Origin of the sequence: Vibrio sp. 10N.286.51.B11 (genome assembly GCF_041469245.1) — a bacterium.
Taxonomy (GTDB): Bacteria; Pseudomonadota; Gammaproteobacteria; order Enterobacterales; family Vibrionaceae; genus Vibrio; species Vibrio crassostreae_C.
Genome location: NZ_JBFRKI010000021.1, coordinates 111,256 through 133,890, shown reverse-complemented (window position 1 = coordinate 133,890; position 22,635 = coordinate 111,256). Strand labels below are relative to the sequence as shown.

24 protein-coding genes and 1 pseudogene are annotated in these 22,635 nt (G+C 44.6%); 5 read left to right on the top strand and 20 right to left on the bottom strand.

Translation table 11 applies throughout. The features are described 5' to 3' along the window. The first annotated feature begins 160 nt into the window (after nucleotides 1-160). Nucleotides 161-3,184 (top strand): HD domain-containing phosphohydrolase, encoded by a 3,024-nt coding sequence (locus AB4154_RS11705; RefSeq protein ID WP_372123105.1) that lies wholly within the window; start codon nucleotides 161-163, stop codon nucleotides 3,182-3,184. Nucleotides 3,185-3,226: 42 nt separating this feature from the next. Here AB4154_RS11705 and AB4154_RS11700 read toward each other — a convergent pair whose 3' ends face one another. Then, a complete protein-coding gene (locus AB4154_RS11700; RefSeq protein WP_372123104.1) occupies nucleotides 3,227-4,252 on the bottom strand; it encodes a DMT family transporter in 1,026 nt (341 codons plus the stop codon). A gap of 91 nt (nucleotides 4,253-4,343) precedes the next feature. Between AB4154_RS11700 and AB4154_RS11695 the strand changes: the two genes are divergently transcribed. Then, nucleotides 4,344-5,291, top strand: coding sequence for a LysR substrate-binding domain-containing protein (locus tag AB4154_RS11695; RefSeq protein WP_372123102.1), 948 nt, complete (start codon nucleotides 4,344-4,346; stop codon nucleotides 5,289-5,291). 36 nt (nucleotides 5,292-5,327) lie between these two features. Then, a complete protein-coding gene (locus AB4154_RS11690) occupies nucleotides 5,328-5,648 on the top strand; it encodes a heavy metal-binding domain-containing protein (protein WP_004730185.1) in 321 nt (106 codons plus the stop codon). 149 nt (nucleotides 5,649-5,797) lie between these two features. On the opposite strand, the gene AB4154_RS11685 is transcribed toward AB4154_RS11690, so the two are convergent. Together AB4154_RS11685 and AB4154_RS11680 are read right to left on the bottom strand one after the other, a co-directional pair. Continuing rightward, complete coding sequence (locus AB4154_RS11685) at nucleotides 5,798-7,054, bottom strand: peptidoglycan DD-metalloendopeptidase family protein (protein ID WP_017070643.1); 1,257 nt, start codon at nucleotides 7,052-7,054, stop codon at nucleotides 5,798-5,800. Between the two features lie 161 nt (nucleotides 7,055-7,215). Beyond that, nucleotides 7,216-8,055, bottom strand: coding sequence for a tetratricopeptide repeat protein (locus AB4154_RS11680; RefSeq protein WP_017069419.1), 840 nt, complete (start codon nucleotides 8,053-8,055; stop codon nucleotides 7,216-7,218). A 276-nt stretch (nucleotides 8,056-8,331) separates the two neighbouring features. Between AB4154_RS11680 and AB4154_RS11675 the strand changes: the two genes are divergently transcribed. Further along, on the top strand, nucleotides 8,332-8,847 hold the full coding sequence (locus AB4154_RS11675; RefSeq protein ID WP_371724804.1) for a cytochrome b: 516 nt from the start codon (nucleotides 8,332-8,334) through the stop codon (nucleotides 8,845-8,847). Nucleotides 8,848-8,924: 77 nt separating this feature from the next. Here the strand turns inward: AB4154_RS11675 and AB4154_RS11670 are convergent, their stop codons facing one another. From AB4154_RS11670 to AB4154_RS11640, 7 genes and pseudogenes are all read right to left on the bottom strand, one after another. Next, nucleotides 8,925-9,359, bottom strand: coding sequence for a hypothetical protein (locus AB4154_RS11670; RefSeq protein ID WP_017064806.1), 435 nt, complete (start codon nucleotides 9,357-9,359; stop codon nucleotides 8,925-8,927). A 116-nt stretch (nucleotides 9,360-9,475) separates the two neighbouring features. Further along, a complete protein-coding gene (locus AB4154_RS11665) occupies nucleotides 9,476-9,742 on the bottom strand; it encodes a hypothetical protein (protein WP_017067627.1) in 267 nt (88 codons plus the stop codon). Between the two features lie 235 nt (nucleotides 9,743-9,977). After that, the gene (locus AB4154_RS11660; protein ID WP_372123100.1) at nucleotides 9,978-11,762 is read right to left on the bottom strand and encodes an ABC transporter ATP-binding protein; all 1,785 of its coding nucleotides are present in this window, start codon (nucleotides 11,760-11,762) and stop codon (nucleotides 9,978-9,980) included. Next, the gene (locus tag AB4154_RS11655) at nucleotides 11,756-13,519 is read right to left on the bottom strand and encodes an ABC transporter ATP-binding protein (protein ID WP_017059523.1); all 1,764 of its coding nucleotides are present in this window, start codon (nucleotides 13,517-13,519) and stop codon (nucleotides 11,756-11,758) included. The genes AB4154_RS11660 and AB4154_RS11655 overlap by 7 nt, the downstream gene beginning before the upstream one ends. Nucleotides 13,520-13,747: 228 nt before the next feature. After that, a pseudogene (locus tag AB4154_RS11650) lies at nucleotides 13,748-13,873 on the bottom strand (DNA mismatch repair protein MutT); the annotation flags it as partial. A gap of 217 nt (nucleotides 13,874-14,090) precedes the next feature. After that, on the bottom strand, nucleotides 14,091-14,621 hold the full coding sequence (locus tag AB4154_RS11645; RefSeq protein ID WP_372123099.1) for a hypothetical protein: 531 nt from the start codon (nucleotides 14,619-14,621) through the stop codon (nucleotides 14,091-14,093). A gap of 72 nt (nucleotides 14,622-14,693) precedes the next feature. Further along, complete coding sequence (locus AB4154_RS11640; protein ID WP_372123098.1) at nucleotides 14,694-14,978, bottom strand: hypothetical protein; 285 nt, start codon at nucleotides 14,976-14,978, stop codon at nucleotides 14,694-14,696. Between the two features lie 68 nt (nucleotides 14,979-15,046). Here AB4154_RS11640 and AB4154_RS11635 point away from each other — a divergent pair. Continuing rightward, nucleotides 15,047-16,197 (top strand): IS3 family transposase gene (locus AB4154_RS11635; protein WP_104216061.1). Its coding sequence is split into 2 segments (ribosomal slippage): nucleotides 15,047-15,290 and nucleotides 15,290-16,197, totalling 1,152 coding nucleotides; the frame shifts between segments, so codons are not numbered across the junction. Between the two features lie 159 nt (nucleotides 16,198-16,356). Here the strand turns inward: AB4154_RS11635 and AB4154_RS11630 are convergent. From AB4154_RS11630 to AB4154_RS11585, 10 genes are read right to left on the bottom strand one after another with little or no spacing between them, the layout of a single operon-like run. After that, complete coding sequence (locus AB4154_RS11630) at nucleotides 16,357-18,252, bottom strand: hypothetical protein (RefSeq protein WP_372123097.1); 1,896 nt, start codon at nucleotides 18,250-18,252, stop codon at nucleotides 16,357-16,359. 36 nt (nucleotides 18,253-18,288) lie between these two features. Beyond that, nucleotides 18,289-18,408, bottom strand: coding sequence for a GpE family phage tail protein (locus AB4154_RS11625; protein ID WP_258182968.1), 120 nt, complete (start codon nucleotides 18,406-18,408; stop codon nucleotides 18,289-18,291). 32 nt (nucleotides 18,409-18,440) lie between these two features. Next, nucleotides 18,441-18,725, bottom strand: a complete 285-nt coding sequence (locus AB4154_RS11620) for a phage tail assembly protein (protein ID WP_102550667.1) — start codon at nucleotides 18,723-18,725, stop codon at nucleotides 18,441-18,443. Then, the gene (gene gpM / locus AB4154_RS11615; protein ID WP_372123095.1) at nucleotides 18,709-19,425 is read right to left on the bottom strand and encodes a phage terminase small subunit; all 717 of its coding nucleotides are present in this window, start codon (nucleotides 19,423-19,425) and stop codon (nucleotides 18,709-18,711) included. Before gpM ends, AB4154_RS11620 begins: the two co-directional genes overlap by 17 nt. 11 nt (nucleotides 19,426-19,436) lie before the next feature. Then, a complete protein-coding gene (locus AB4154_RS11610) occupies nucleotides 19,437-19,802 on the bottom strand; it encodes a phage tail tube protein (protein WP_061016063.1) in 366 nt (121 codons plus the stop codon). A 3-nt stretch (nucleotides 19,803-19,805) separates the two neighbouring features. Next, nucleotides 19,806-20,942, bottom strand: a complete 1,137-nt coding sequence (locus AB4154_RS11605; protein ID WP_102312161.1) for a phage tail sheath subtilisin-like domain-containing protein — start codon at nucleotides 20,940-20,942, stop codon at nucleotides 19,806-19,808. After that, complete coding sequence (locus tag AB4154_RS11600; protein WP_017109408.1) at nucleotides 20,942-21,160, bottom strand: DUF2635 domain-containing protein; 219 nt, start codon at nucleotides 21,158-21,160, stop codon at nucleotides 20,942-20,944. Before AB4154_RS11600 ends, AB4154_RS11605 begins: the two co-directional genes overlap by 1 nt. Beyond that, on the bottom strand, nucleotides 21,160-21,699 hold the full coding sequence (locus AB4154_RS11595) for a phage virion morphogenesis protein (RefSeq protein ID WP_017109409.1): 540 nt from the start codon (nucleotides 21,697-21,699) through the stop codon (nucleotides 21,160-21,162). The genes AB4154_RS11600 and AB4154_RS11595 overlap by 1 nt, the downstream gene beginning before the upstream one ends. Then, nucleotides 21,696-22,160 (bottom strand): phage tail protein, encoded by a 465-nt coding sequence (locus AB4154_RS11590; protein WP_102312160.1) that lies wholly within the window; start codon nucleotides 22,158-22,160, stop codon nucleotides 21,696-21,698. Before AB4154_RS11590 ends, AB4154_RS11595 begins: the two co-directional genes overlap by 4 nt. Further along, on the bottom strand, nucleotides 22,160-22,609 hold the full coding sequence (locus AB4154_RS11585) for a head completion/stabilization protein (protein ID WP_372123092.1): 450 nt from the start codon (nucleotides 22,607-22,609) through the stop codon (nucleotides 22,160-22,162). The genes AB4154_RS11590 and AB4154_RS11585 overlap by 1 nt, the downstream gene beginning before the upstream one ends. Nucleotides 22,610-22,635 lie beyond the last annotated feature (26 nt).

The following is a 22,635-nucleotide window of genomic DNA, read 5'->3' as shown; positions in this document are numbered from 1 at the left end:
ACTGGTTCATTTACACGACACGGGAATACGTGGCTAACCAGAGCCAGCCAGCGCTTGGCCTTATCTAAGTAGAACCGCACACACTCGGTAATTGCGCCAATTTTTTGCAACCTACCCAAGTTCGTCAATACTTAAACCAGTCTACAAACCGGAGTGTTAGATGAGAAGAAGACGATATCCGCTGAGTATCCACATCACTAGCCTTTTCCTAATTTTGACAACACTTGTCGGTGCGGTATTGATTTCGATTAGTTATCGGCACTCCCAAGAGCTGCTGCTAGGCACAGTGCGCGAGATCAGTAATGAGCACCGCGACAAACTGGAATCAGTATTTAAACAAGCCATTGCCCCTGTTATCACAACCTTAAATGTGATGGCGGTGAGCCCGTTTGTTGCTCATCAAGCTTCCGCTGTCGAAAAAGACTCTTGGCTTGCTTCGGTCGATATCATCTTCAAGCAAAACACCAATTTGGTCGCTCTATTTTATGGTTCTGAAGATGGTGACTTCAGAATCTTTCGTCCATTAAGCACCAATAAACAGAGAGCCGAAAACAGCGCGCCCGCTAAAGCGACCATGATGGTCAGCAGCACCAATCTAGACGGTGAAAACTTTATTACCTATCTTGATGGCGCACATCAAGTGATCAGTACTCGACAAGCAGAGAGTAAGTTCAACCCCACCACTCGTCCTTGGTTTCGTAACGCAAAGCCTGATGGCTCAATACAACTCTCTGAGCCCTATCTATTCTATTTCCTGCAAACCAATGGCATTACACTCTCTAGGCGTTCTGCCGATGGCAAGCATGTGGTTGGTGCCGACTTTACGTTGAGTTCCCTCTCTTCTCAGATCAGTGAATTAGCTTATTCTCCGCAAACCCGACTCGCCTTGTTCGATCAACATTTTAATCTTCTCGGTCAGCATCAACTTGAGCTATCAGTACCCAAGCCTGACTCCCAATCTGATGACACAAGTAAAACTGAGCAAACGAACAACCAAACGACGGGGAATCTCTCTGGCAGTGAGCAAGACCAAAGCTTCTTTAATGTGCCCAAACGTGAACAGATGGAAGCATTGAAAGCGTCCGTTATTGCGCCGCTTATCTCTGATGAAGAGAAGTTTAACCTCAATCTAAAAAACGTTGAGTACAACTTAAACACTTGGGCACTAACGCTAACGCCGGTTCAACTGACTCAAAATGTCACCTTATACTTGGCAGAAGCGACGCCACACAATGAGCTGCTCACTGATCTTATCTCGATGCGAGACAAGCAAGTAGCGGTCGCGATTGGGATGTTGTTCATCTGCTTCGCTATCGTATGGTTTGTTGCTAATCGACTGTCTCAGCCACTCAATACGCTGATGCAACTCACCGACAACATCGCTCGATTTGACTTCAGGCGTACTCATTATCCCAAAAGCATGATTCAAGAAGTGGCTAACCTTGCCCACTCGATTGAGCTAATGGAACACACGCTTCATGATCTGATTACCCTACTTCGAGACACCGCCGGGAATCAGGAGTTTTCGATCTTAGCCAAGAACATTGCTCATCAAAGCTATTTAATTACCAAAGCAGAAACCATTGTCCTTTTCACTCAATCCAAAGAGAAAGACGTGTTTGATACGGCAGCCAACCTTGCCATTCTTCCTTTTAAGGCCGACATCAATGACTTCATCAAACACACGCCTTGGTTGCTGTGTCAGCTTAAATCTGGTGAGACGATCCATTTGAACAGAGAAGACAATGTTCTCAACTATTACCAAGATTCGATCTTCAATTCAGACCTGTACCTATTTCCACTATTAAACCGAGAGAAACTGTTGGTAGGGATTGTGGCAATTGGCTATGAGAGACCAATTACCAAGATGCAGGCAGACAAGCACGCCTTTTTAAGAGAGTTGCTCAGCTTTGCGGAAATAGCGAAAGACAACATCGACCAAATGCAGCAACAAAAAGACATGCTTAATGCCTTTATTGAGCTGATTGCATCGGCGATTGATACCAAGTCACCTTATACGGGCGGGCATTGCCAACGAGTGCCTGAGCTCACCAAATGGCTAACTCAAGCAACCATAGATGATGACCGCTATTACCCGCAATTCTCATTGGACAGTAAACAGTGGGAAGAGTTGATGCTCGCCGCTTGGCTTCATGACTGCGGCAAGGTGACCACGCCTGAATATGTGGTAGATAAGGCAACAAAACTGGAAACCATTTACGACCGAATCCACGAAGTGCGAATGCGTTTTGAGTTGTTGAAACAGCAAGCGGAAACCGATTACTGGAAAGCGATGGCGAACGGTGCACTACAAGAAGAACAACTCAAAATACTCGAACAAAGCCTGTCTGAACTGGATGAGGAGTTTGCCTTCGTTGCTGAGTGTAATCTTGGCGGCGAATCTATGACGGAAGAGCAGCTAGAACGCTTAGATCAAATAGCCAAACGCCAATGGAAACGTACACTGGATGATCAATTGGGTTTGTCTTGGTCTGAAAAAGAGAGATTTAACACCCAAAAAGAGTCGGTTGAGAAAGAGAGAACTGAGCCAACAAGTCAGGAAAAGGGTTTGCCTGTCATGGAGCCTCTGCTTGCAGACAAACCGGAGCATAAAATACCTTGGGACAATGGCTTTAACCCTGCCGATGTATGGCAAGAAGCGTTTGTACTTAAGCCCGGAGAAGTTAAATACAACCAAGGTGAACTGCACAATTTGAAAGTACGCCGTGGTACGCTAAACGATGAAGAACGTTTCATGATCAACGATCATATTATCCAAACCTTCACCATGCTCAACAAGTTGCCTTACCCGCCTTACCTTCAAAACATTCCGGATATCGCCAGCGGACACCACGAACGTATCGACGGTAAGGGATACCCAAGAGGCTTAAACGAAGACCAGTTACCTCTGCCGTCCAGAGCAATGGCAATTGCTGATGTCTTTGAAGCGCTCACCTCTAGTGATCGCCCTTATAAGAAAGGTAAACTCTTAAGCGAATCACTCAACATCATGACCGACATGGCCACCAGCGGTCATATCGATCCCAAGTTGTATTTACTGTTTTTGGAAAACAAAATCTACGATAAATACGCTGAGCGATTCCTAGAAATGAACCAACGCTGCGAGATTGACCCGCACGAACACATCGACCGAGTAAAAGAATACATACGCTCATTGTTCTAAGTTTTAAATTAACCATTCAGAGGATAAGCCATAACTCAATGGTTAGCTTTTAGCTGCCGACTCCAATACCGCAACGTCCACTACAGTCGCTACAGCCACTGTGGTGTGCGGTTTTTGTTTGGCTTTCGCCTTGCTGTGTCTTTTTACCAGCAATGTATTGGTGATGCTCGCCACGACAATCAGGTTAATGCCAATCATCTGCTGTGTAGAAAACACATCATCAAAGAACAAGCCCTGCCAAAGCGCGCTAAACAGCATGTTAGTAAAAATCAGAGGTGCCAACTGGGAGCCACTGTCTGCAAGCTTATACGCCTTGGAACGGAAGATTTGGGTATTGATGGTAAACAGTGCAAGACCAAGTGATCCGAGAACAATCCAGCGTAAATCGTCAAAAGACAGCAACGCCGACACGAAGCCTTTTTCAGCACTTTCAAGAACATCAGGCACCGCAGAAACTGAAGTAAACACCACCATTGGAATCACAATGATTGCCGCGACTAAAAAGGTCCACGCGTTAAGCTCTGCTGGTGTCAGGCTAGTTTTAGACGCTCGGTACAAACTCACTTGCGAGCCAGAATTAAATACCCCCGCGAGAAGCCCAAGCAGAAGCGCAGGTCTAAAGAACTCCGAACCCAACTCAAACTGCGACCAATCCCCCGCCATCATCACTACGCCAACAAAGGTGACAGCTAAACACACTATCGTCGTTGTATGAATCTTGGTTCTAAATATTAACTTTTCTAACAATGGAATAAACAGAGGCCCCGTACTGAACAACACAACCCCTTCAACAAGCGTTAAGGTTTGCAGTGAAGTAAGGAAACACCACTGACACGCCACCATAAAGATCGCCCGCATCACCAAAGGTTTCCACATTTCTCGTGTCGGCTTGCTGATTTTGTAAAAGGTCAGGAAAAGAAATAAAAACAGACTGGGTAACAAAAAACGCACAAAACTGAGTAACGAAGTGGGCATCACTTCAGATAGATACTTGGCCATTAAGCCACTTAAAGACAAACTGAACGTCGACAACAACATGAAAGTCGTCGCCTTGGTAATATCAGACATAATTATCACCTCCTATGACATCTATTTTAGAGGCGTGACGTAATGAAAAATAGCGAGTAATATTAACTATAACTGTAAGGAAAACTTACCAATGAAAAAACTCGTTCCGCTTAAATCCGTTTATGCTTTCATTGCTGTTGCTGAGACTGGCAGCATGACCGACGCCGCGCGGGTATTGTACGTCAGTCACTCTGCGGTAAGCCAAGCGATAAAGTCGTTAGAACAACTGGTCAACAAGCCTCTGTTTCAACGAGTCGGTCGTCGTGTTGTTCTTAATGCCGCAGGTAAGCGATATTACCGCAAAGTTGCTCCCGCACTTGAGCAAGTGATAGAGGCGACCGAAGAGCTTGCCAGAACGCCTAACGACCACCGCATTACCCTCAACATGGTCAATTCGCTCGCGATGCACTGGTGGATCCCACGAGTTCCCGACTTCCAAGCTTTCGCTCCCTCACTTGATATCCGTATTTCGACGCTAACTGGCCCTTTCGATATTGAACAGGAAGGGGTCGATGTTGCGCTCGTACATGGCAAGCCCAATGAGTGGGAGCAATATTACAGCGAGAAACTGGGCGACGATGATCTGGTCTTGGTGTGCAGCCCTACTCTATTAAAAAACCAGACCGGATTGAGCGTCGAGCAACTCGTCAAACAAAACCCGACCATTGGCGTTTTTAACCTCAGGCGGCAACACGACTGGCAAGTGTGGTGCGACAATTACCAAATCCCAATGCCCACATTCCATAGCAATTTGACGTTCGATGTCTCCATTCAAGCGGTGCAAGCTTCAATTCGTTCGTTAGGCGTACTAGTAACGCATCGCTTGTTTGTGAAAGATGATATCAGCCATGGGATGCTTGTCGAATTGGGTAAACCGGTTGCTAACCCGCACCAAGATTTTTACTTTGTTTGCCCAAAAAACAAATTAAAACAAGAAAGTGTGCTAAAACTGAGAACATGGTTAAGACATGAATTCACACGCTCAGAGACAGCACTGAACGATGACATTCAAGAGCAAGACCAAACTATCAATCAATAAGCGAGTGACAGCTCAGCAAGCTTACAAGAGGCCATTATGATTATTACCACCACACAATCAGTCGAAGGCAAACGCATTGTCGATTACAAAGGGGTTATTGCCGGAGAAGCCATTCTAGGGGTGAACGTTTTCAAAGATATGTTTTCAGGAATTCGTGACTTTGTGGGTGGACGTTCTGGCACCTACGAGAAAGAACTGGAAAAAGCACGTAACTACGCGTTCAAAGAGTTAGAACAGAAAGCGATTGAAGCGGGTGCCAACGCGGTGGTGGGTGTCGACATCGATTATGAAGTCTTGGGTACAGGTAATGGCATGTTGATGGTCTCTGCTAGTGGCACGGCAGTGGTGGTTGCTTAATCAGTGGCAAACCTATCGCTCAATAGCTCTATCCATCGAATAACGGATTCAGTCGCTTAATCGTGTGATTCTTTAAAAAAACGCCCCTTAGCTAAATCGCTAACTAAGGGGCGTGATTGTATGCGTTGCCAAGTTAGATATGAATATCTCTAACTCGCGCGATCTGCGGGCTCAGAGAGCATGGCATCAAAAGAGGCAATTCGAGCCAAAAACTCTTTTCTATCTTTAGGCATAATTGAGCTTGCCATTGGTAAGTTCGCCTTCATCGCATCGACGGCGCGACCACGAACCAATACCTCAAAGTGCAAGTGCGGGCCAGTAATACGACCAGTAGCACCCGATAGCGCAATTTTCTGACCTCGCTTAATTTGCTGACCTTTCTTAACTAAGAAGCGGCTCAAGTGAAGATAACGCGTCGTATATACGCTGTTGTGTTCAATCACCAAATATTTACCAGCATACGGGTGGTCACGAAGTGCCACCACTCGACCATCACCAGTTGAGTAGATAGGTGAACCAACAGGTGTCGCAAAGTCGGTACCATTGTGCGGTGAGATTCGCCCAGTTACTGGGTGTCTTCGTGTCGGATTGAACGAAGAAGTGATTCTTCGGAATTTTCTGTCGACTGGGTATCTATCAAAGGCTTGCTCTAGACTATTTCCCTCTCTGTCATAAAAAAGACCATCTGGTGCTAGAAAAGCTGCGACTTCTCGGTTTCTTAATTGAATTGAGATACCTTGAATTTCTGTTTTACCCGTTAGGTGATCATCCGTGTACTGCTCTTTGACCAATACATTGAAGCTATCACCAGCTCTCAGCTCTCGAGCGAAGTTGACTTTGTCTTTTAGTGTGCGGGTGATATTGGCTATCTGGTTAGTAGTTAACCCCGCTTTGTAGGCTGACGTTGAAAAGCTACCGTGAACACTACCCGCATAGAGTTTTTCTTTCCATTCGCCTGGGATCTCGTGGAATTTATAGGTGAAGCTACCATCATCGTTTCGAGTAAAGGCTGCTTGCTCAACCAAACTCTCGTGATAAATCAGCTCCACAAGCTGTTTTGAGTCACTATCCAAAAGCAACTCTAGATGGTCACCAGGTTTTATTGTGTCGAGTTTCAAAGACTCCAGATCCGCTTCCATCACCTTTTGAACGGTTCCATATGGCAGTTGCCATGACGAAAAGATGTTGCTTAGCGTATCGCCAACTTTCACAAAATAATGGACCTTAACCAAAGAGTTGGGAGTCGCTTGCGAGTCGATGACTTCCTTATCATTAGGTTGAGAACCTTGGTAAGGTGTTATTTTGATAGAGATTTCTGGTGCTGGTTTGGAGTGAAAAGAGAGCAAAGCAGCAAGGGAAAATGCGCTGATCGCAGTAACGATCAGACCAATACGGAGGAACTTCATAAAATACTTAGCGGTTATAACGAGGAACTTAGAAAGTGTTATAACATAACAATTAAATCAAAAAAATAAATGAAATGTAAAAAACCATAGCGCGATAGGTGTGAAAGTATGGTGAGCATGCAAAGCCCACCACCTTAGTTAACACGGATCTTTACCTCATATTACTCTTCACGAAGTACTTCGAAGCGTTCTAAGCCTCGCAGCATCTCAAAGTCCGGCTCTTCAGTTAGCAGCTCTCTCATGGACCCACTGGCTTCAATAGCGCGCTCTAAGTCATCGATAGCTTGACCTTCTGCCCCTAATCGAGCATAGGCGCAAGCACGTTGATACAAGGCATGAGCATTTTGGTCATCGACTTCTAATACACGGTTACAAAGACTCATTGCCCAGTGGTATTCCTGTATATCCATAGCAGCGTCAGCTTTGGCAGTAAGTGCTTCTAAATCTCCAGGACGAACCTTCAGTATTTCATCGTAGATTTCAATTTTTTGCTCTGCCGTTTGTGCGTTCTGTGCTCTCAACCATAGGTTATGAATCTCATTGATAATTTCAATTTCGCGGTTGTTGTCGGAAATGATTCTGGTCTTGCGCTTAAGATCCCGTTCAAGAACATTAAACTTCTTCTCATAGTCTTGAGCGATAGAATTAAGTCGCTTATCAGCCATGTCTTGAGTTGTGTGTTTAAGCTCTTTGATGGATTGCCAACCCACCAGCGCGATAAGAGAGGCCACACCAGCAATAATGTAGAAGAAGTAGGTTACGGTTACATTGGCGTAATTCAGAGACTTGTCTGCCACAGTCAGTTCCCGGTCAGTCATCTGAATGGTCAAGCGTCTTTCAAGATCCTGCTGTTCCATTCGAAGCTGCTTCAACTCATCCAAGATATAGCGTTCCATCAGCGGTCTATCCAAATACTCTTGTTCCGAGTACTTAACCTCTTCGCTTGCAAAACTCATCGTGCTGAACACCGAGATAACTGCAATCAATAAGATTCGAAGCATTATACATTCCTTATATATTTATCTTTAGACTAACTGTATCTCGTAATAGGCATACAAGCTAGGAAGTCGACAAGTTTGCTATGTCCATATTGGAATTAACACTCTAAAACATCATTGATAATTATAAAACACCTGAAGCAACATCATTAATTTCTAAATTATAAAAATACCGCGTAATACTGTTCTATATGATTAATTTGCGATGCGAATATACCGAAAAATGGTTTATTGCATCGAGATGAATCTTATATTAATAACGATCAGAACGAGGTTAATTTGAATAATCCACGATACGATTTAGTAAGCCGTGTACTGCACTGGGTAATGGCTTCTGTAATCATCTATGCAACAATCGCAGGGTATGTGATGCACTATGTCACCAGTCATCCAGAGCTGTTTTCTTTTCTGTCAGTGCTCAACATGTCATTGGCGACCGTTGCGACGCCACTGCTTGTGGTTCGTTATATCTGGAGCCACTTTCGCTCGTCGCCAAGCATGCCAACCTCTGTGCCTGAAGGGCAAAAATGCGTTGCCAAGCTTGCACACTCTTTGATGTATCTTGTGATGTTTATGGTTTTCAGCACCGGCTACTTAATGCTAAAAGAACCGTACTCTTTATTTTGGTTAGTGAGCGTAAATAATCTAATTACCGACTCTGCAATCAACGGCTTCTTTTTCTATTTCCATCGTGCCAGTTGTATTGCCCTAGCCTGTTTAATTGTGCTGCATATCAGTGCCGCACTTAAACACCACTTTGTCTCTAGGAACTATGTATTGAAGATGATGCTCTAGATTCAGAGAATTCAACACGGTTTGCACAAACAAAAAAGCCATAGCATGTTCGCTATGGCTTTCTTATTTCAATTTGATTACTTGGTTTGAGTATCAATCATCACTTGCCAGTATTCACATTTAGCCAAGAACTCTTTTAAATAAAGCTCTGGGTTAGCAAGTTTCTCACCGCCTTTAACATCAGCACCAGTCACACGCCAAAAGCCACGAGTGACCAAGTTTCGATGATAAATAAAATCGTTGAGTTCATTAGCCTTCAAAGGAAGTTGTTCACCAAACGTATTTTCGTAGCGGCTCAGAGTCGAGGCTTGTTCACTTGGCTTCTCCCTTAAAAAGGTATCCAAATCCAAACCTAATGACTGTTGCTGCTCTTTTGATAGGGCTTTAGCTAATTTAGAGATCACACTGAACAGAGCCAACTCAACTTTTTGAGACGCTAATAACGATGCGCCTAAAAGCGCATGTTCGTTGGAAATATGTTGTTCTGTTGATGAAACGGTTGCTGTTGTCACTGTGTTAACCTCAAATAATCATAACGGGTGTTACTGAACTGGATAGAGTCTTTTCACTAAGCTGAATCTTATTCTTGTCATTAAGAAGAATCTTGCAGCTAAGCAGAGCCTTTCAACTAAGCAGAATCTTTTAGCAGAACGCGGTCAGCATCAATAATGGTGAAGCCCGATGCATCTTCATTCTTTTCGACTTGCACTAAACCTTTAAAACCAATCTGCGACAGCTTCTTCGCAAGTTGATCTGGTGCTGTTTCAAAAACAACATTCATAAAAGGTAAAGACTCAGTATCAACAAAACCATGCTCGTTAAACAGTTCCATTGCTTGAGATAAATGGTCTGAGTCGGTTAATTCGATAATTTCTACAACTTCTTCCAACAACATTTTCGATTCCATATTCGCCAGAAAGTGACTGACACAAGCCGGTTCTTTTTGCTTGCATACATCCCGATGCCCTAAGACACCCCTTTAGTAGTAGGGATATCATAACATATTAATAATCGTAAAATATGTTTTATTTTCCCTAAGCTACTGGGAATACTAGAAAAGAATAGAAATTGGTGAAACATAAGCAACACCAATTCATAGTATCGATAACGGTAAACCTGATTTGAGGTGATCAGGCAACCGTTACTTGAGAATCGCCCGTTTCTACAATCGATTCTTGTAACAAGCCAGCATAAATACCATTGTGTGCCACCAGCTGTTGATGATTACCTTGCTCAACAATTTCACCCTTTTCCAACACCAAAATCGTATCTGAGTGACGAACGGTACTCAAACGGTGTGCAATCGCAATCACGGTTTTTTCCTTGAAAAGGCGCTGCATTGCTTTTTGAATCAGGTCTTCAGTGATTGAATCTACCGAACTGGTCGCCTCATCAAGCATCATCAATTGACCACCCTGTGCAACCGCTCGAGCGAACGAGATAAGCTGCGTTTGCCCTACAGACAAGTTAGAGCCGTTCTTTTCCAAGTGGAAGTCATAACCTTGTGGCAATTGTTCAATAAACTTATCGGCATAAACATAGCGCGCCGCCTGTTCAACCTCAGTTCTAGATAGATGCGTTTTGCCCAGCGCGATATTGAATTGGATGGTCTCTTCAAATAAGTGCACGTCTTGCATCATCATTGAGAACAAATGAGCAGAGTCTTCACTTGAGATCTGTGACAGCTCTATTCCATTCAACAAAATGCTGCCTTCATAGTCTTGGTAGGCTTTAGAGATCAGACGCAGAATCGTCGACTTGCCCGAGCCCGTCGAACCCACAAGCGCGATTTGATGCCCTTTCTCCAATACAAACGAGACATTCTTTAGAACGTAGGGAGAGTCGTCTTTGTAGCGGAAGCTTACGTTCTTAAACTCTAGGCTCACAAACTGTTCAAGCTGCTTCTCAACCTTGTTAGATGACAACAGGTTGCGCCCTTCTTCTTCAGTCGGCTCAACAAACAGCTCTTCAATATGGTCAAACGCTGCAAATGAACTCTGAATCGAAGCGATCTGCGAAGTAAAGTCTCGGATCGGAACAAACACTTTCTCTAAAGTATTGATGAACGCAATCAGCACACCCAAGGTGAGCGCTCCTTCTATCACTTGCTCAGAGCCATACCAGATCATAATCGCGATAGTGATTGAAGTGATGCCGGAGATAAACGAGAACAAAATCGCATCGTATTTATTGATCTTCTTCTGCGCTCTTAAAAACTCATCGGTATAGCCTTGGTAGCGTTGCTCGACTTGCTCTTCCGCTCGGTACATCTGAACGGTTTTCATGCCAAATAAGACTTCTTGTAAAAAGCCAATACCGCGAGCCAACGAAGAACGAGTCACCTTATAGAGTGCACGAAGTCGGTTTCGTACATAAACCGTCAAATACATCACTGGTGGCATAATGATCAATACAATCATCGTTAACTGCCAATCAATAAAGAACATCATCACTAACAGAGCAATGGTATTGATGCTGTCTTTAACTAGCCCGACAACCGACTGAACAAACGTCTCGCCGATGGTTTCCAAATCACTGGTTAATCGTGAAAGCGTTACGCCAATCGGTGTGTTATCAAAATAGCTGCGTGGCAGTTTGAGCACGCGAGCAAACAACACTGAGCGCATGTCAGTTATCGTGTATTGCCCAGTTTTACGAAGGTTGTACGAATAGGTGGTATCCACCACATAACTCGCCACCAGCACGGCAACGAGATAGAAGACGTATTCGAGCAGACCATCCATATCCCCATGACTCAGGTGAACATCGATCACTTGAATGATCAGCCAAGGGAACAACAAGCTCGTGATGACAGAAAGAGGAAGCATAGCGATGCCCAGAATCGCAGAGCCTTTGTATTTCTTAGCAAACTTAAAAAAGTGCTTGAGGTATTTGAGATCAACACCTTTTAACATGCTGCTGCCTCCGTTTCATTCTGCTGTAGTTGCCATGTATCGTAATAGTAATCACAGGTTTTCAATAACGTGGCGTGGTCGCCCTTCGCGATCACTTTACCTTCGTTCAACACGATGACTTCATCCATATATTCAAGGGCATTAACGCGGTGTGAAACCACAAGAACCGATTGATTTTCCAAACGTTTAAACAAACCTTCCAAGATCTTACGTTCTGTTTCATAGTCGACAGCCGATAGAACGTTATCCATGATGATCAGGTCGGTGGGTTGCAATAAAGCACGCGCAATACTTAAGCGCTGCTTCTGACCACCTGACAACATGATCCCTTTCTCACCGACTAAGGTTTGATCGCCGTGTTCAAAACGTGTCACATCACTGGCCAACTGGCTGAGCTCTAGCACTTCATCAACCTGACTCTTTGCCAAATCGGTATCTAGGCTACCAAAGCGGATATTGTCTTCGACGGTTGCTGAAAACAGGTAAGGGTCTTGAGTCACGGTTTTCACGTAACGGCGTAAGTCACTGCGTGAGAAGCTAGTGACATCTCTTTCACCAAGGAAAACAGAACCTTGTGGTACATCCAAGTGGTGGTTTAAGCAGTTCACTAATGTCGTTTTACCCGCTCCGATCCCGCCTAACACACCCACTTTCTTACCTGTTGGAATATCAAAGCTGATGTCATCGAGAATCACGCGTTCTTCACCTGAATAGCTGAAGCTGAGATTGCGAACGGAAAACGTTTTTCCCTTCAGCGATTCAACATCTAATTCAGTAAGCTTATCTTCATCTAGCTCTGGGACTTTGGCATTAAGAATGGTTTGTGCACTTTGGATACCGACCATGCCTCGCTGATAAATGGTCGCGATTCTGCCAAGTTGCATCAATGGCATAGCGAGCAAAACTGAGTAAGTCAGAAAGGCGGTAATCTCACCAAGTGTGAGTTCCTGTCTCATTAACATGTAGCCACCAAGCCCAAGAATGATGATTTTCATCAGGTCATTGGCGTAGTCGAGTACCGGCATAAAGAAGACTTGAATGCGTGTAATTTTAAGGCGGCATTCAAGCAATAACTGGTTCAGTTTTTCAGTTTCAGCTTTCACCCAAGGTGACATCTGCTGGCTCTTAATGAGATCAATCCCAGACAGGTAACTCATTAGCTGAGCAGACAGATTTTGTAGGCGCTTCATGTGCTCTAAATGCAGCGTTTTCATACGCTTGAAGCCCACACGGAAAATCACAAAAGCGATTGAGATAGGAATGATCGAATACAGTGTGAGTTCTGGCGATATGCGCCACATGTAAAGAGGCGTCAACGACAACGCAAGCAAGGCATTGAAGAACTGCAAGAAGCCGACACCAAACAGCAGTCGAATGCCACTAAGGTCATTGTTGATAATCGAGATCAGTCGACCCGAAGCAAAGCGTTCGTGAAAGCTGCTCGGTAAGCGATTCAACTTTTGTAGAAGTGTACTTTTAAGTGCGGCCTCTGTAATTCGCCCCGGATTAAGCGCATAGATACGAGACAGAATTCTCACCACCACCATGGCAACCGACATCCCGACCACAATCCAAACATAGGTTTGAAGCTGTTGGTGGCCAGTTGAAGAGGCATCATCAATCAAATCTATCGCCAATTGGATATAACGAGGGATCTCTACTTGTAACCAGTTGACGAGAAAGATGAACACAATCGCCAATAAGTACGAGGTGCGATTCATGCGCAGATAATGGGCAATAAACTGTCTTTTATTCATAGTATTCTTTGTTTAGGGCAGGCTCACAGCGAGATTTAACGATATAACCGGGCAGTTAAGCTAGATAGGTTCATCGCTGAGGTAAAGATACATCAAAAACACTTAGTTGACAATATCAACCATATTCAATAATTAGTTTCGGGTATTAAGTTTTAGCATTGCTAGAAACAACTTTGCCGCCAAAAGTGGCGGCAAATAAATAGCTTAGCAGGCTAGTATTGATAACGGCTAAAGCATCTCTTTGGCAATCAAATGCAGCAAAAAGGTTTCACGTTCAATACTCATGCCCTTCTTAGGGCTCTCTGCCATGGTCTTTTCGTTATGAGCGATCGCTTCATGGATATTCATCCACATAATATTCCCCACCAATATTAATAATTAAAAATCAGAACCTTAGGAAGAATCAATAAACGAAATGGCGACAAAGTGGCGACAACTTTTGAGCGCTGAGATAAAAGCAAGGTAACAATAAACCTATTTTCCGTCTTATTTCCAATCTAGATTCTTTACCCAAACAAATCGTCTGGTATTGTTGCTCAATATCAGTTGTTATAGGGTTATACAAAACTTGTCACACTTGATTTAGAATTCCATTCAAAATTTCATCACTGTATTCTTTCCTGCGATTGTCTACAATCAACCAGCAAGAAGATTTCGTACAATAATACTCCCAGCACAACCAACCATTCACGCTCGTTTTGGTCACTTCAGTTCCTGCCGAAGAGAAAGAAGTAAACACCTTACCATTTAAAGAAATCCCTTCAGAACTAATAACCGCGCCAACTCTATGATTACTCTTCAACCTGAGTTTAGTCCCAAGATAAAACGGGGTACCCTTAATTGTAACTAAGCTCTGTTCACTTTTCGTTTTCTCACTAGAATCATAAATCTCAAAAAGGATGTCTCGGGATTCTTTATCTAGCCTAGCAACCATTCGAGCCCCCCAATTGGAGAATATAAAATCAGCGACTTCTGTTGCTATTGGATAAACTGAGGTTCGGTACATACCTAAGCATGATTGAGCTTCATCAATAGACAAGCCATTTTGCTCTAGATCCTTTCTCCGTTGTTCCGATTCTAATGACCAACCAATTGACAACATATACAACTCCAAACTAATCGAAAAATTACTTGTACCACTGACACTAAACAATCAGTCAAGTAAAAGATAGGGCTACATAATTGTAAGTTGCACTTCATAAATTAAGTTTTCAGCAGATAACAACACTTCTGACTCTTCATCATTTAATGTGGAATTAGACAGGCGTAGTACGTATAAGTAATCGAACTTTACAAAGAAGTCGTAAAGCAAAGGCATGATATTAGGGTTTACTGTTGATATATATTGCTCAAGGCTCTCGTTTGGTAAACAAGCGTACTCTTTACCTCCAAGAGCCTTAACGATAGCCACTCGAACGAATCGAAAAAACGGATCTAGCTCTGGTGGGTTAACAACCATATATACTGATCCGCACCATAAGTTTTGGACACTGAGTTAAGTGAGTACAATCACTAACGAGGTGAACAATGACAACTAAGAAAACACGAATCAAACATGCTCCTGAATTTAAAGCCGAAGCACTTAAGTTAGCAGAGAAAGTCGGTGTCGCTGCTGCCGCACGACAGCTATCGTTGTATGAATCTCAAATTTATGGGTGGCGTAAAGCCGTCAAAAAAGATGCGAAAATCAGCGATCGAGAAAGGGAGCTCGCCACTGAAAATGCCAAACTCAAACGGTTATTGGCTGAGCAAGCTGAAGAGCTAGATATCGTAAAAAAGGCCGCCACCTACTTCGCGAAAAATCTAAAGTAGATTGCTATGAGTTTATGCTCGAACACCTGATGCAATATAGGATTGTCCGTATGGCTAAGGTGTTTGAGGTTTCTCGAAGTGGGTTTTATTATTGGATTGATAATCGCCATAAAGTCACTCAACGCAACGAGCACCGAAAGCAGCTTGATATCAAAGTTCGAGAAGTCTTTGATGATAAAAAGGAACGCGACGGTGCAAGGCGTATTCAAAAAGAACTAGAGGCAAATGGTAATAAGCACGATGTAAAAACCATTGCCGCGAGCATGAAGCGCCAGAGCTTAGTCGCGAAGGCCGCCCGTAAGTTCAAATGTACGACAGACAGCAAGCATAGGCTTCCTGTTGCCCCGAACTTGCTTGAGCAAGATTTTAATGCAACAGCACCGAACCAAAAATGGGCTGGAGATATTACCTATCTAGCGACAAGCGAAGGTTGGATGTATTTAGCGGTTGTTATCGACTTGTACTCACGGCAAGTCGTTGGTTGGTCAATGAGCACCAGAATGACCGCGACTCTGGTCTGTGATGCGCTATCAATGGCATTGTTCCGTAGAGGCATGCCCGAAGGGGTGATTATCCATAGTGATAGAGGTAGTCAATATTGTTCAAAAGACTACAGATACTTAATCTCAGCCCATAATTTAAAACAAAGTATGAGTAGGAAGGGAAATTGCTGGGATAACGCCTGTGTTGAAAGCTTTTTCCATTCAATGAAAGTAGAAGCCGTCCAATACGAGCCGATAATGACGCGAGAAGAGATGCGCCAAGCACTTTTTGAATATATCGAAGTTGATTATAATCGAACAAGAAGGCACAGTGCTCTTGGGTATCTAAGCCCAGTTAACTTTGAAAAACAATATGTCGCTTAATGCGATGTCCAGTCTAACTGGAGCAGATCATACTCCTCCCTCATTCAAGCTTCATTTTTTAACAAAGCTTGTAAGAACTACAATCACCGTTGCTTACAACATCGAGCCAGTTAACAACTAATAAGCCTTTCCTAATGCTTCCCTGACAAGTTCTATAAATTAAAAGCTTGTCGCCATATTCCCCACATCCAAATTTAGGTCAGTGCCCTTTTCACTTTTCGCTTTATCGATCGCAACCGGCTTATCCGATTTGATGGTCAATGACACTTCAGATTTACTTTTGACAGTTTGGTTACCCAGTGGGCTATACGCTGTGCTCTGCTTAATAGGCTGAATCCCTCCAGCTTGATAAGCGTGGTATCCCTGCTCGGTTTGGGTTCGCTCCGTTCGGTTTTGGGTTTCATTAGTCGTAATGTCAAGTGTTGCGCTTTTATCTTCAATACGGTTGAGTTTAGCGGCTAAGTTATCGACTTCTTGGCCAGCATCATCAGTTTGAATTTTCCACCCATCGGGGATGAGCGCATCTGGCAGTTTGTTGATCAGCGCTTTGAATTTACCCCATAACCAGCCAATGCCGTCACCAATCCATTTAATGACTTTGTCTAAGCCAATGAACTTATCGATTAAATAAGTAATCGCGATTACTGCAGCGGCAACAGCGGCCACCATGAGTCCGATTGGGTTTGCTAAAACGGCAGCATTCAAAGCAATCAACGCCACTTTTAGAATGGCGACCGTCGCCAGAATCCCTTTGAAATTTTGCGCTAACCAAATAAGCCCTTTACCAAGCAGTTCAAAGCCTTGATAAAGACCGTCCACGGTTTGGATGAGCTTTTCGATGAAGTCGGTTCGCCAAGCTGCGTTCTTAAACTTCTCAGAAAACTGGGTGAACGCTTTGGTCGCTTTTTCCATGATGGGTGCAAGTGCTGCAAACTTCATAGAGCGAACGCTTTCTTCGATTTTTTGCACAGCATCGTTGTAGGCTTCCGCTTTCGCCGCATCTTCTGCAGTCGCACCACCACCCAATGCATTGAGTTCTTTTCTTGCTGCCGTTAACCCCTCAGTGCCTTCACGCAACATGATCAACATTTTGCGACCGTCTTGTCCAAAGGCCGCGTCCGCAAAAGCCATTTGCTCTTGTGGCGTTTCAAGCTGAGAGAACTCTTCAAGGAGCATCTCATAAGCCTGCTTAGTGTCTTTCGCGCCCTGTAAGTCTTTATGCAGCGCGTTCTCACTCTTCTTGAGGTAAGAGCCTAACGCACCTGAACCCGTTTGTTGCAACACGCCAAGTCGCTTGGTAAAGCGAAGCATCGAGTTAGACAGTGCATCAGAGCTTACCCCGGCATGTTCAGCTTGGGATTGCATGGCTTGAAGTTCTTCAATAGGTAATTTTAGGTTAGCTGATGTCTTTGCCAAGTTGTCCATTTCACCTGCTGCACCGTTCACTTGTGTTACTAACCCAGCAAAGCTCAAACCACTTAACAGCGCGGCTCCTTTTCCTGCCGCTGCAGCGCCGACCTTTGGAAATTTGATGGAACGGTTCAGCTTTTGAATCGGGCTCATGACTCTTTGTAAGGTGGTATAACGCTTACTAAGCCTGCCAATTTCCTTACCGTGCTTCTTGTAACTTCGATTCAGTCGGTCGTACTCATCATCAAGATTCCCTGTATTTACTCCTGTCTTTTTTAACTGGGTATCGAGCTTCTCTAAATGGGATTTGTAACCCTCTTGCTCAGTGTTCAGTTTGCTCAGCTTAGCTTGCTGCTTTGTGATTTTCTCCGTGAGCGCAGCGCTTGGGGATTCAACGCCTGCTGCTTTTACTTTTAACTCCTCAAGCTTTTCGCTGACTGCAGCAACAGCAATGGCGTTCTTGTCCATTGCTGTTCGTGACGTTTTTAAAGAATCAATCATCCCCATTGCTGCAGAGTCATCAGCCTGTGTCTTCTGTACCTTTTTGATGGACTTGGCGTAATAGTCACTCTCGCCACTCATCCCTTTGAGAACAGCTGAAGTTTTATCTTTCATATCCATGAGAACAGACAGTTTCATTTTCATTCTGGATAGCCTTTTGTTGATACAAAAAAAGAGAGCTCATTCGCTCTCTTGTGGTGTTTGTTCGTGCCTTTGTCTGGCCAGCTCTCGAAACAGTAATAGATCGTCGTAGCTGAGTTTGTCTATTTCGCTTGGGGGCCAATGAAACACAAGGGCGATATCTGCGTAATAGTCTTCAACTCGATCTATTACTATTCCGTCGCGACGAAAAAAGAGGCAAGCGTCGTGAGCAATGGCGCCCAGTTCTCTGGAGGCATATTGATAATGTCACGCTCGTTCAAGCAAGAGATTCGAGGTAATAGGGTTTGTCCCGCGTCAAACTTCATTCCGCACACATCTATCAAGCTTAACCCGCGCAAATGCCCAGAGTGTGGCTTGCTGATATCAATATGCGTCAACGCTTTGCCGTCTTTTTCAATTGGCGAGGCCAGTTCAGCGACCTTGACTTGTGACTCGTCTTTAATGGGGTTGGTCATAACCAAGCTCCTTTTGTAATGCTTCTAGTTTCTTCTTCACGCCGCCTTTTTGTGGATCTAGCTTCATCACTAGCTCAAACAGGTTGTGCGCCTTTTCTTTGTCGCCTGCTTCAAAGTGCCAATCACCGACTAGGCGGAACATCTTCACTTTGAGTGGGGCGTTAGTAGCAAGTTCGCCAGCTAGTAAGTCACTCACGGCTTTGAGTAGGTATTCACGCTTGTACGCTTTCTTTTCGGTATGCGCTTTGTGCGTGTACTTAAAGACGTAATCACAAAACCCTGTTTGACCATTCACTTTGAAATTAGCCGGTGTTTCTAATCCGCCATCGATGGCCGCTCGAAAGTCATCGTGAATTTTTTCAAACTGGCCAAGGTCAAAGTGCCACATATAAAAGCACCACATCACGTCAAGGTTGTCGTAGTTGCCTTTGTGGGTATCCAGTAGCTTTTCAACCAATGGTCGGTACTTGTTAATAAGCTCTTGCTTGTACGGGTCTTTCTCTTTCGAGCCAGACAAAGTGCGTAGGTAGCTTTGGTCTTGCTTAAACACGAGTTGCGTTTCTTCCCAGGGCTTATCAGCAAAAGCGGTGCGAACGGCTTGGCTTACTGTTGACTCGTTCATTACGTCAACACTGTCGATAGCTTCAACCGGTTCTGGCTTTGCCTTCTGAGCCTCTCGTTTCATCAGTATGGATAACATGTTCTTTCTCCTTACTGCGGGATGAGTTCGTCACCGTTGAAGAGCACTTCAAGCTGACCATCTTTTATCGCAACCGTAAGCGGGTCGACTGTCCATGCGCCTTTCAAGGTGTAAGCGCGGTTTGTGTTCGTTTCTAAGGTGATGTCTTCACCCACAAAATCAGCAATGGCTTTCTCATCGGTGTCTTGAGCGTGAATGATGGTGCATTTAATAAAAGGCGCATCCGAGAATTGTTCAGAGAAACCCAAAGGGCCATCGTCACCCATTATGGTTTCGCGCTTCATGTTGCCGAGGCCATATTCCGCCCCTTCTTTGATGGGAAGGCGTCCCAATGAACCGGCGTTAAGGACAGCACGGCTAGTAATTTTTGTTCCCATGACTTACTTCCTAAATTGAATTTTGCCTGCAACGATAATCAAACCGTTCACGAACTGCGGTGAATCTTGGTAGTTGACGCGCTGCTTGTTGGTTTCATCGAGCTCGACAATGAGCGACTTTTTATAGCCATCGAAATCTTGCACGATGCCTTGGTATTCCAAATCTCGATACAAGGTCAACAGCTTGGCTTTGAACATGGTCGGCGTCACAATCGGCTGACCTTTGGCGAACTTGGTACCGTCTTTCGCTACCTTGTGGCGAGGGTAGACACTTAAGATCAACGAACGTTGTTTCTGACGAAAATACATGGCGGTTGCCGGTGTCATGACATCGAGGTAACTGTTGTCCGTTACGCCAGCTGCGTTTTCTGTGTAAGCAGTAACGGCGCGCTCGACTAACACTTCATTCGCTGAGTTCACCGTGTACGTACTCAACCCTTCATACAAAAAGAGGTTACGTTCAGCCCAGTCCCATTCTTGTGCTGCCAGTGAGTAAACACCGTTTAACTTGAGCGTTTGCAGGGGTCTGCAAGGGTCAATGGCCAATGATGGGGCGATTTGACCAACCCATGCGCCAATCGCTGCCGCGTCAGACAGTGGCGCTTCTGCAGAATCACCCAAGTTATTGATGGGCAGAAAGTTGATTAACGCGCAGTTGCTTGTTGGTGCAAAGGTGATGAGCTCTGCGTGTGTGCCTTTCTTGGGTAGATACGCAATACCTGGTACTTGCTCTAATGCGCCATATCGCTCTTCAAGAAAAGTCCCTAACTCACGAATGGTGGTGCTGTCGTTCAATGAACACATGATGTGGTGATATTGAACGTCACCCAATGCGGCTAAGGCGCTTGCGGTATCACTATCTTCAACACTGACCGCAAAGATAGGCATGGTTTTATCTTGCTTACGGAAATAGGTGATCATTTCTACTATGTCGCTATTGGCACCAAACGAAGCTGCAGCAATCGTCTCATCCATACAAAGCGTGACTTTGTTTGGTGCGACTGTGGCATCACTGACCGCATTACCGATCGCCAAGATAACTTGCAGGTCTTCTGCGCTGTTTGCCAGGCTATTATCAATTTCAATGTAGACTCCGGGAACGCGAGCGGTGCTTGGTACTTCAGCAAAACCAATACTCATTATTTAGTTTCCTTCTTGGCTGTGGGCTTGGCTGTTTTATCGATGACCACGATACTTTTTTCAGCGAGTCGACGTAGCCAGTAAGCGTTACGAGGTTTATCTTCACCTGCCGCTTTCAGTGGCTCTCGGGTTGTTGGGTCTTTCACGATTAAGCTTGTTTTCGCTGGCTTAATCTTGAAAGTGGGTAGCGCCGTTTTCTCGACTTCTTGTTTATTCATTACGCTGCATCCTCTAGTGCAAAGTGTTCCGCTGCCATGGCGAGTAACTCTCGCTCTAGAGCAGGCGTCCAACCAATGAAGGTTCGTTTGGGCATTTGGTAATTGCGTTTGGCTTTCACGCCACCTGTCCATTGACCTGTTTTACTGTTGTAGTGACCATTAACACGAGTCGTAAATGACACTTGAGCGCCTTGGTTGTGCTCTTGGCCAATGCGACCTGCGACGCCTTTTAGACCAACCTCAAAGCTCTCTTCTGTAACGTGAGTTCTTAACGCCTGGCCAAAACCAAGCAACATGTTTTTATTGTTCACGGTGTTCTGCGCTTGAGTGCCATCCCATAGTTGGGTTGTTTTTCTCCGCGTTCGGCTTTGGTACGGGTTGTTGTCTATATCTCGCTGAGCTCGAATTTGCTGACGAAAGAACTGCCTTGCGCGGTTGGCCATGCGTTTATTCAGCTCAAACTTATCACTGGCCGTCAGCACTAAGCTTTCCACAACTTGAGTCAGTTGCTCAGGCGTCGCGAGGGTTAATTCACTCATGGCAAATCATTTAAGTGGCCGACAAAGTAGACCAATTCACCAAGTTGGTCTTCATCGGCTCGCGCTTCAAAACCACTGATACATTCATAACGGGTATCACCTTGCTTCCAATTGCCTTGTTCGTTTTCTTGAAGGTCGAACTCTTCACGAATATCAACTTTCAGCTTGAGATCAAATGCACCTTTATCGAGAGGCTCTAGCGCGAACGTCGGCATGGGTAAGCCTTTTTCCGCTCGCTCTGGGTCGTACTTATTGAGCCAGCTGACTAAATGCATAAACAACACTTGCGGCTCTAACTTGGCGCTTTGCAAGAAAACGATGGCGGTATATTCAATTTCAAACCCATCGACATCGGCACCCTGACCACAAAATAAGGCGCCATCCTCCGCCCATACATCCATTTTGGCCGCGTCAGTGACATGGCTTTTGAATAGGTCAGTTAAGCTTTGCAGCGCTTTCATTACACCCTCTCAAAGCAGTAGGTTTCTTCTGCGTGAATCAACATGTCTATGGCTTGGCGGTACTGCACTTCGCACTCTTCTTTCTTACTGGTGAGCGCTTCTTGTCTGTCTGCCGCTTCGGCGGTGGTGTCACCACTCATTTGCACACTGATTAGTTGAGCGGCGGTTAGTGCGAATACGGCCTGCTTATAAAGTGTTTCGGCCGAGTCATCATTACCAAAGCGTTCTTGCGATAACTCCGTCAAACTAGCAAAAGGCACTAAGGTGTCTTTAAGTTCAGAATGCACTTTGATGCGTGACACCGTAGCGTGATGCAGAATACCTGCCTCTGTTTCATTACTTTGGAAATGGAACAGAGACTGAAACTCTGAAATCTTTAGTACTGGATATTTAGCCGTGGCTGGCAACTCAGATTCATAGCGCTCGTTTTTATCACCGACAAATTCCATGATGTATCCTTACAGGGTTAGGGAAT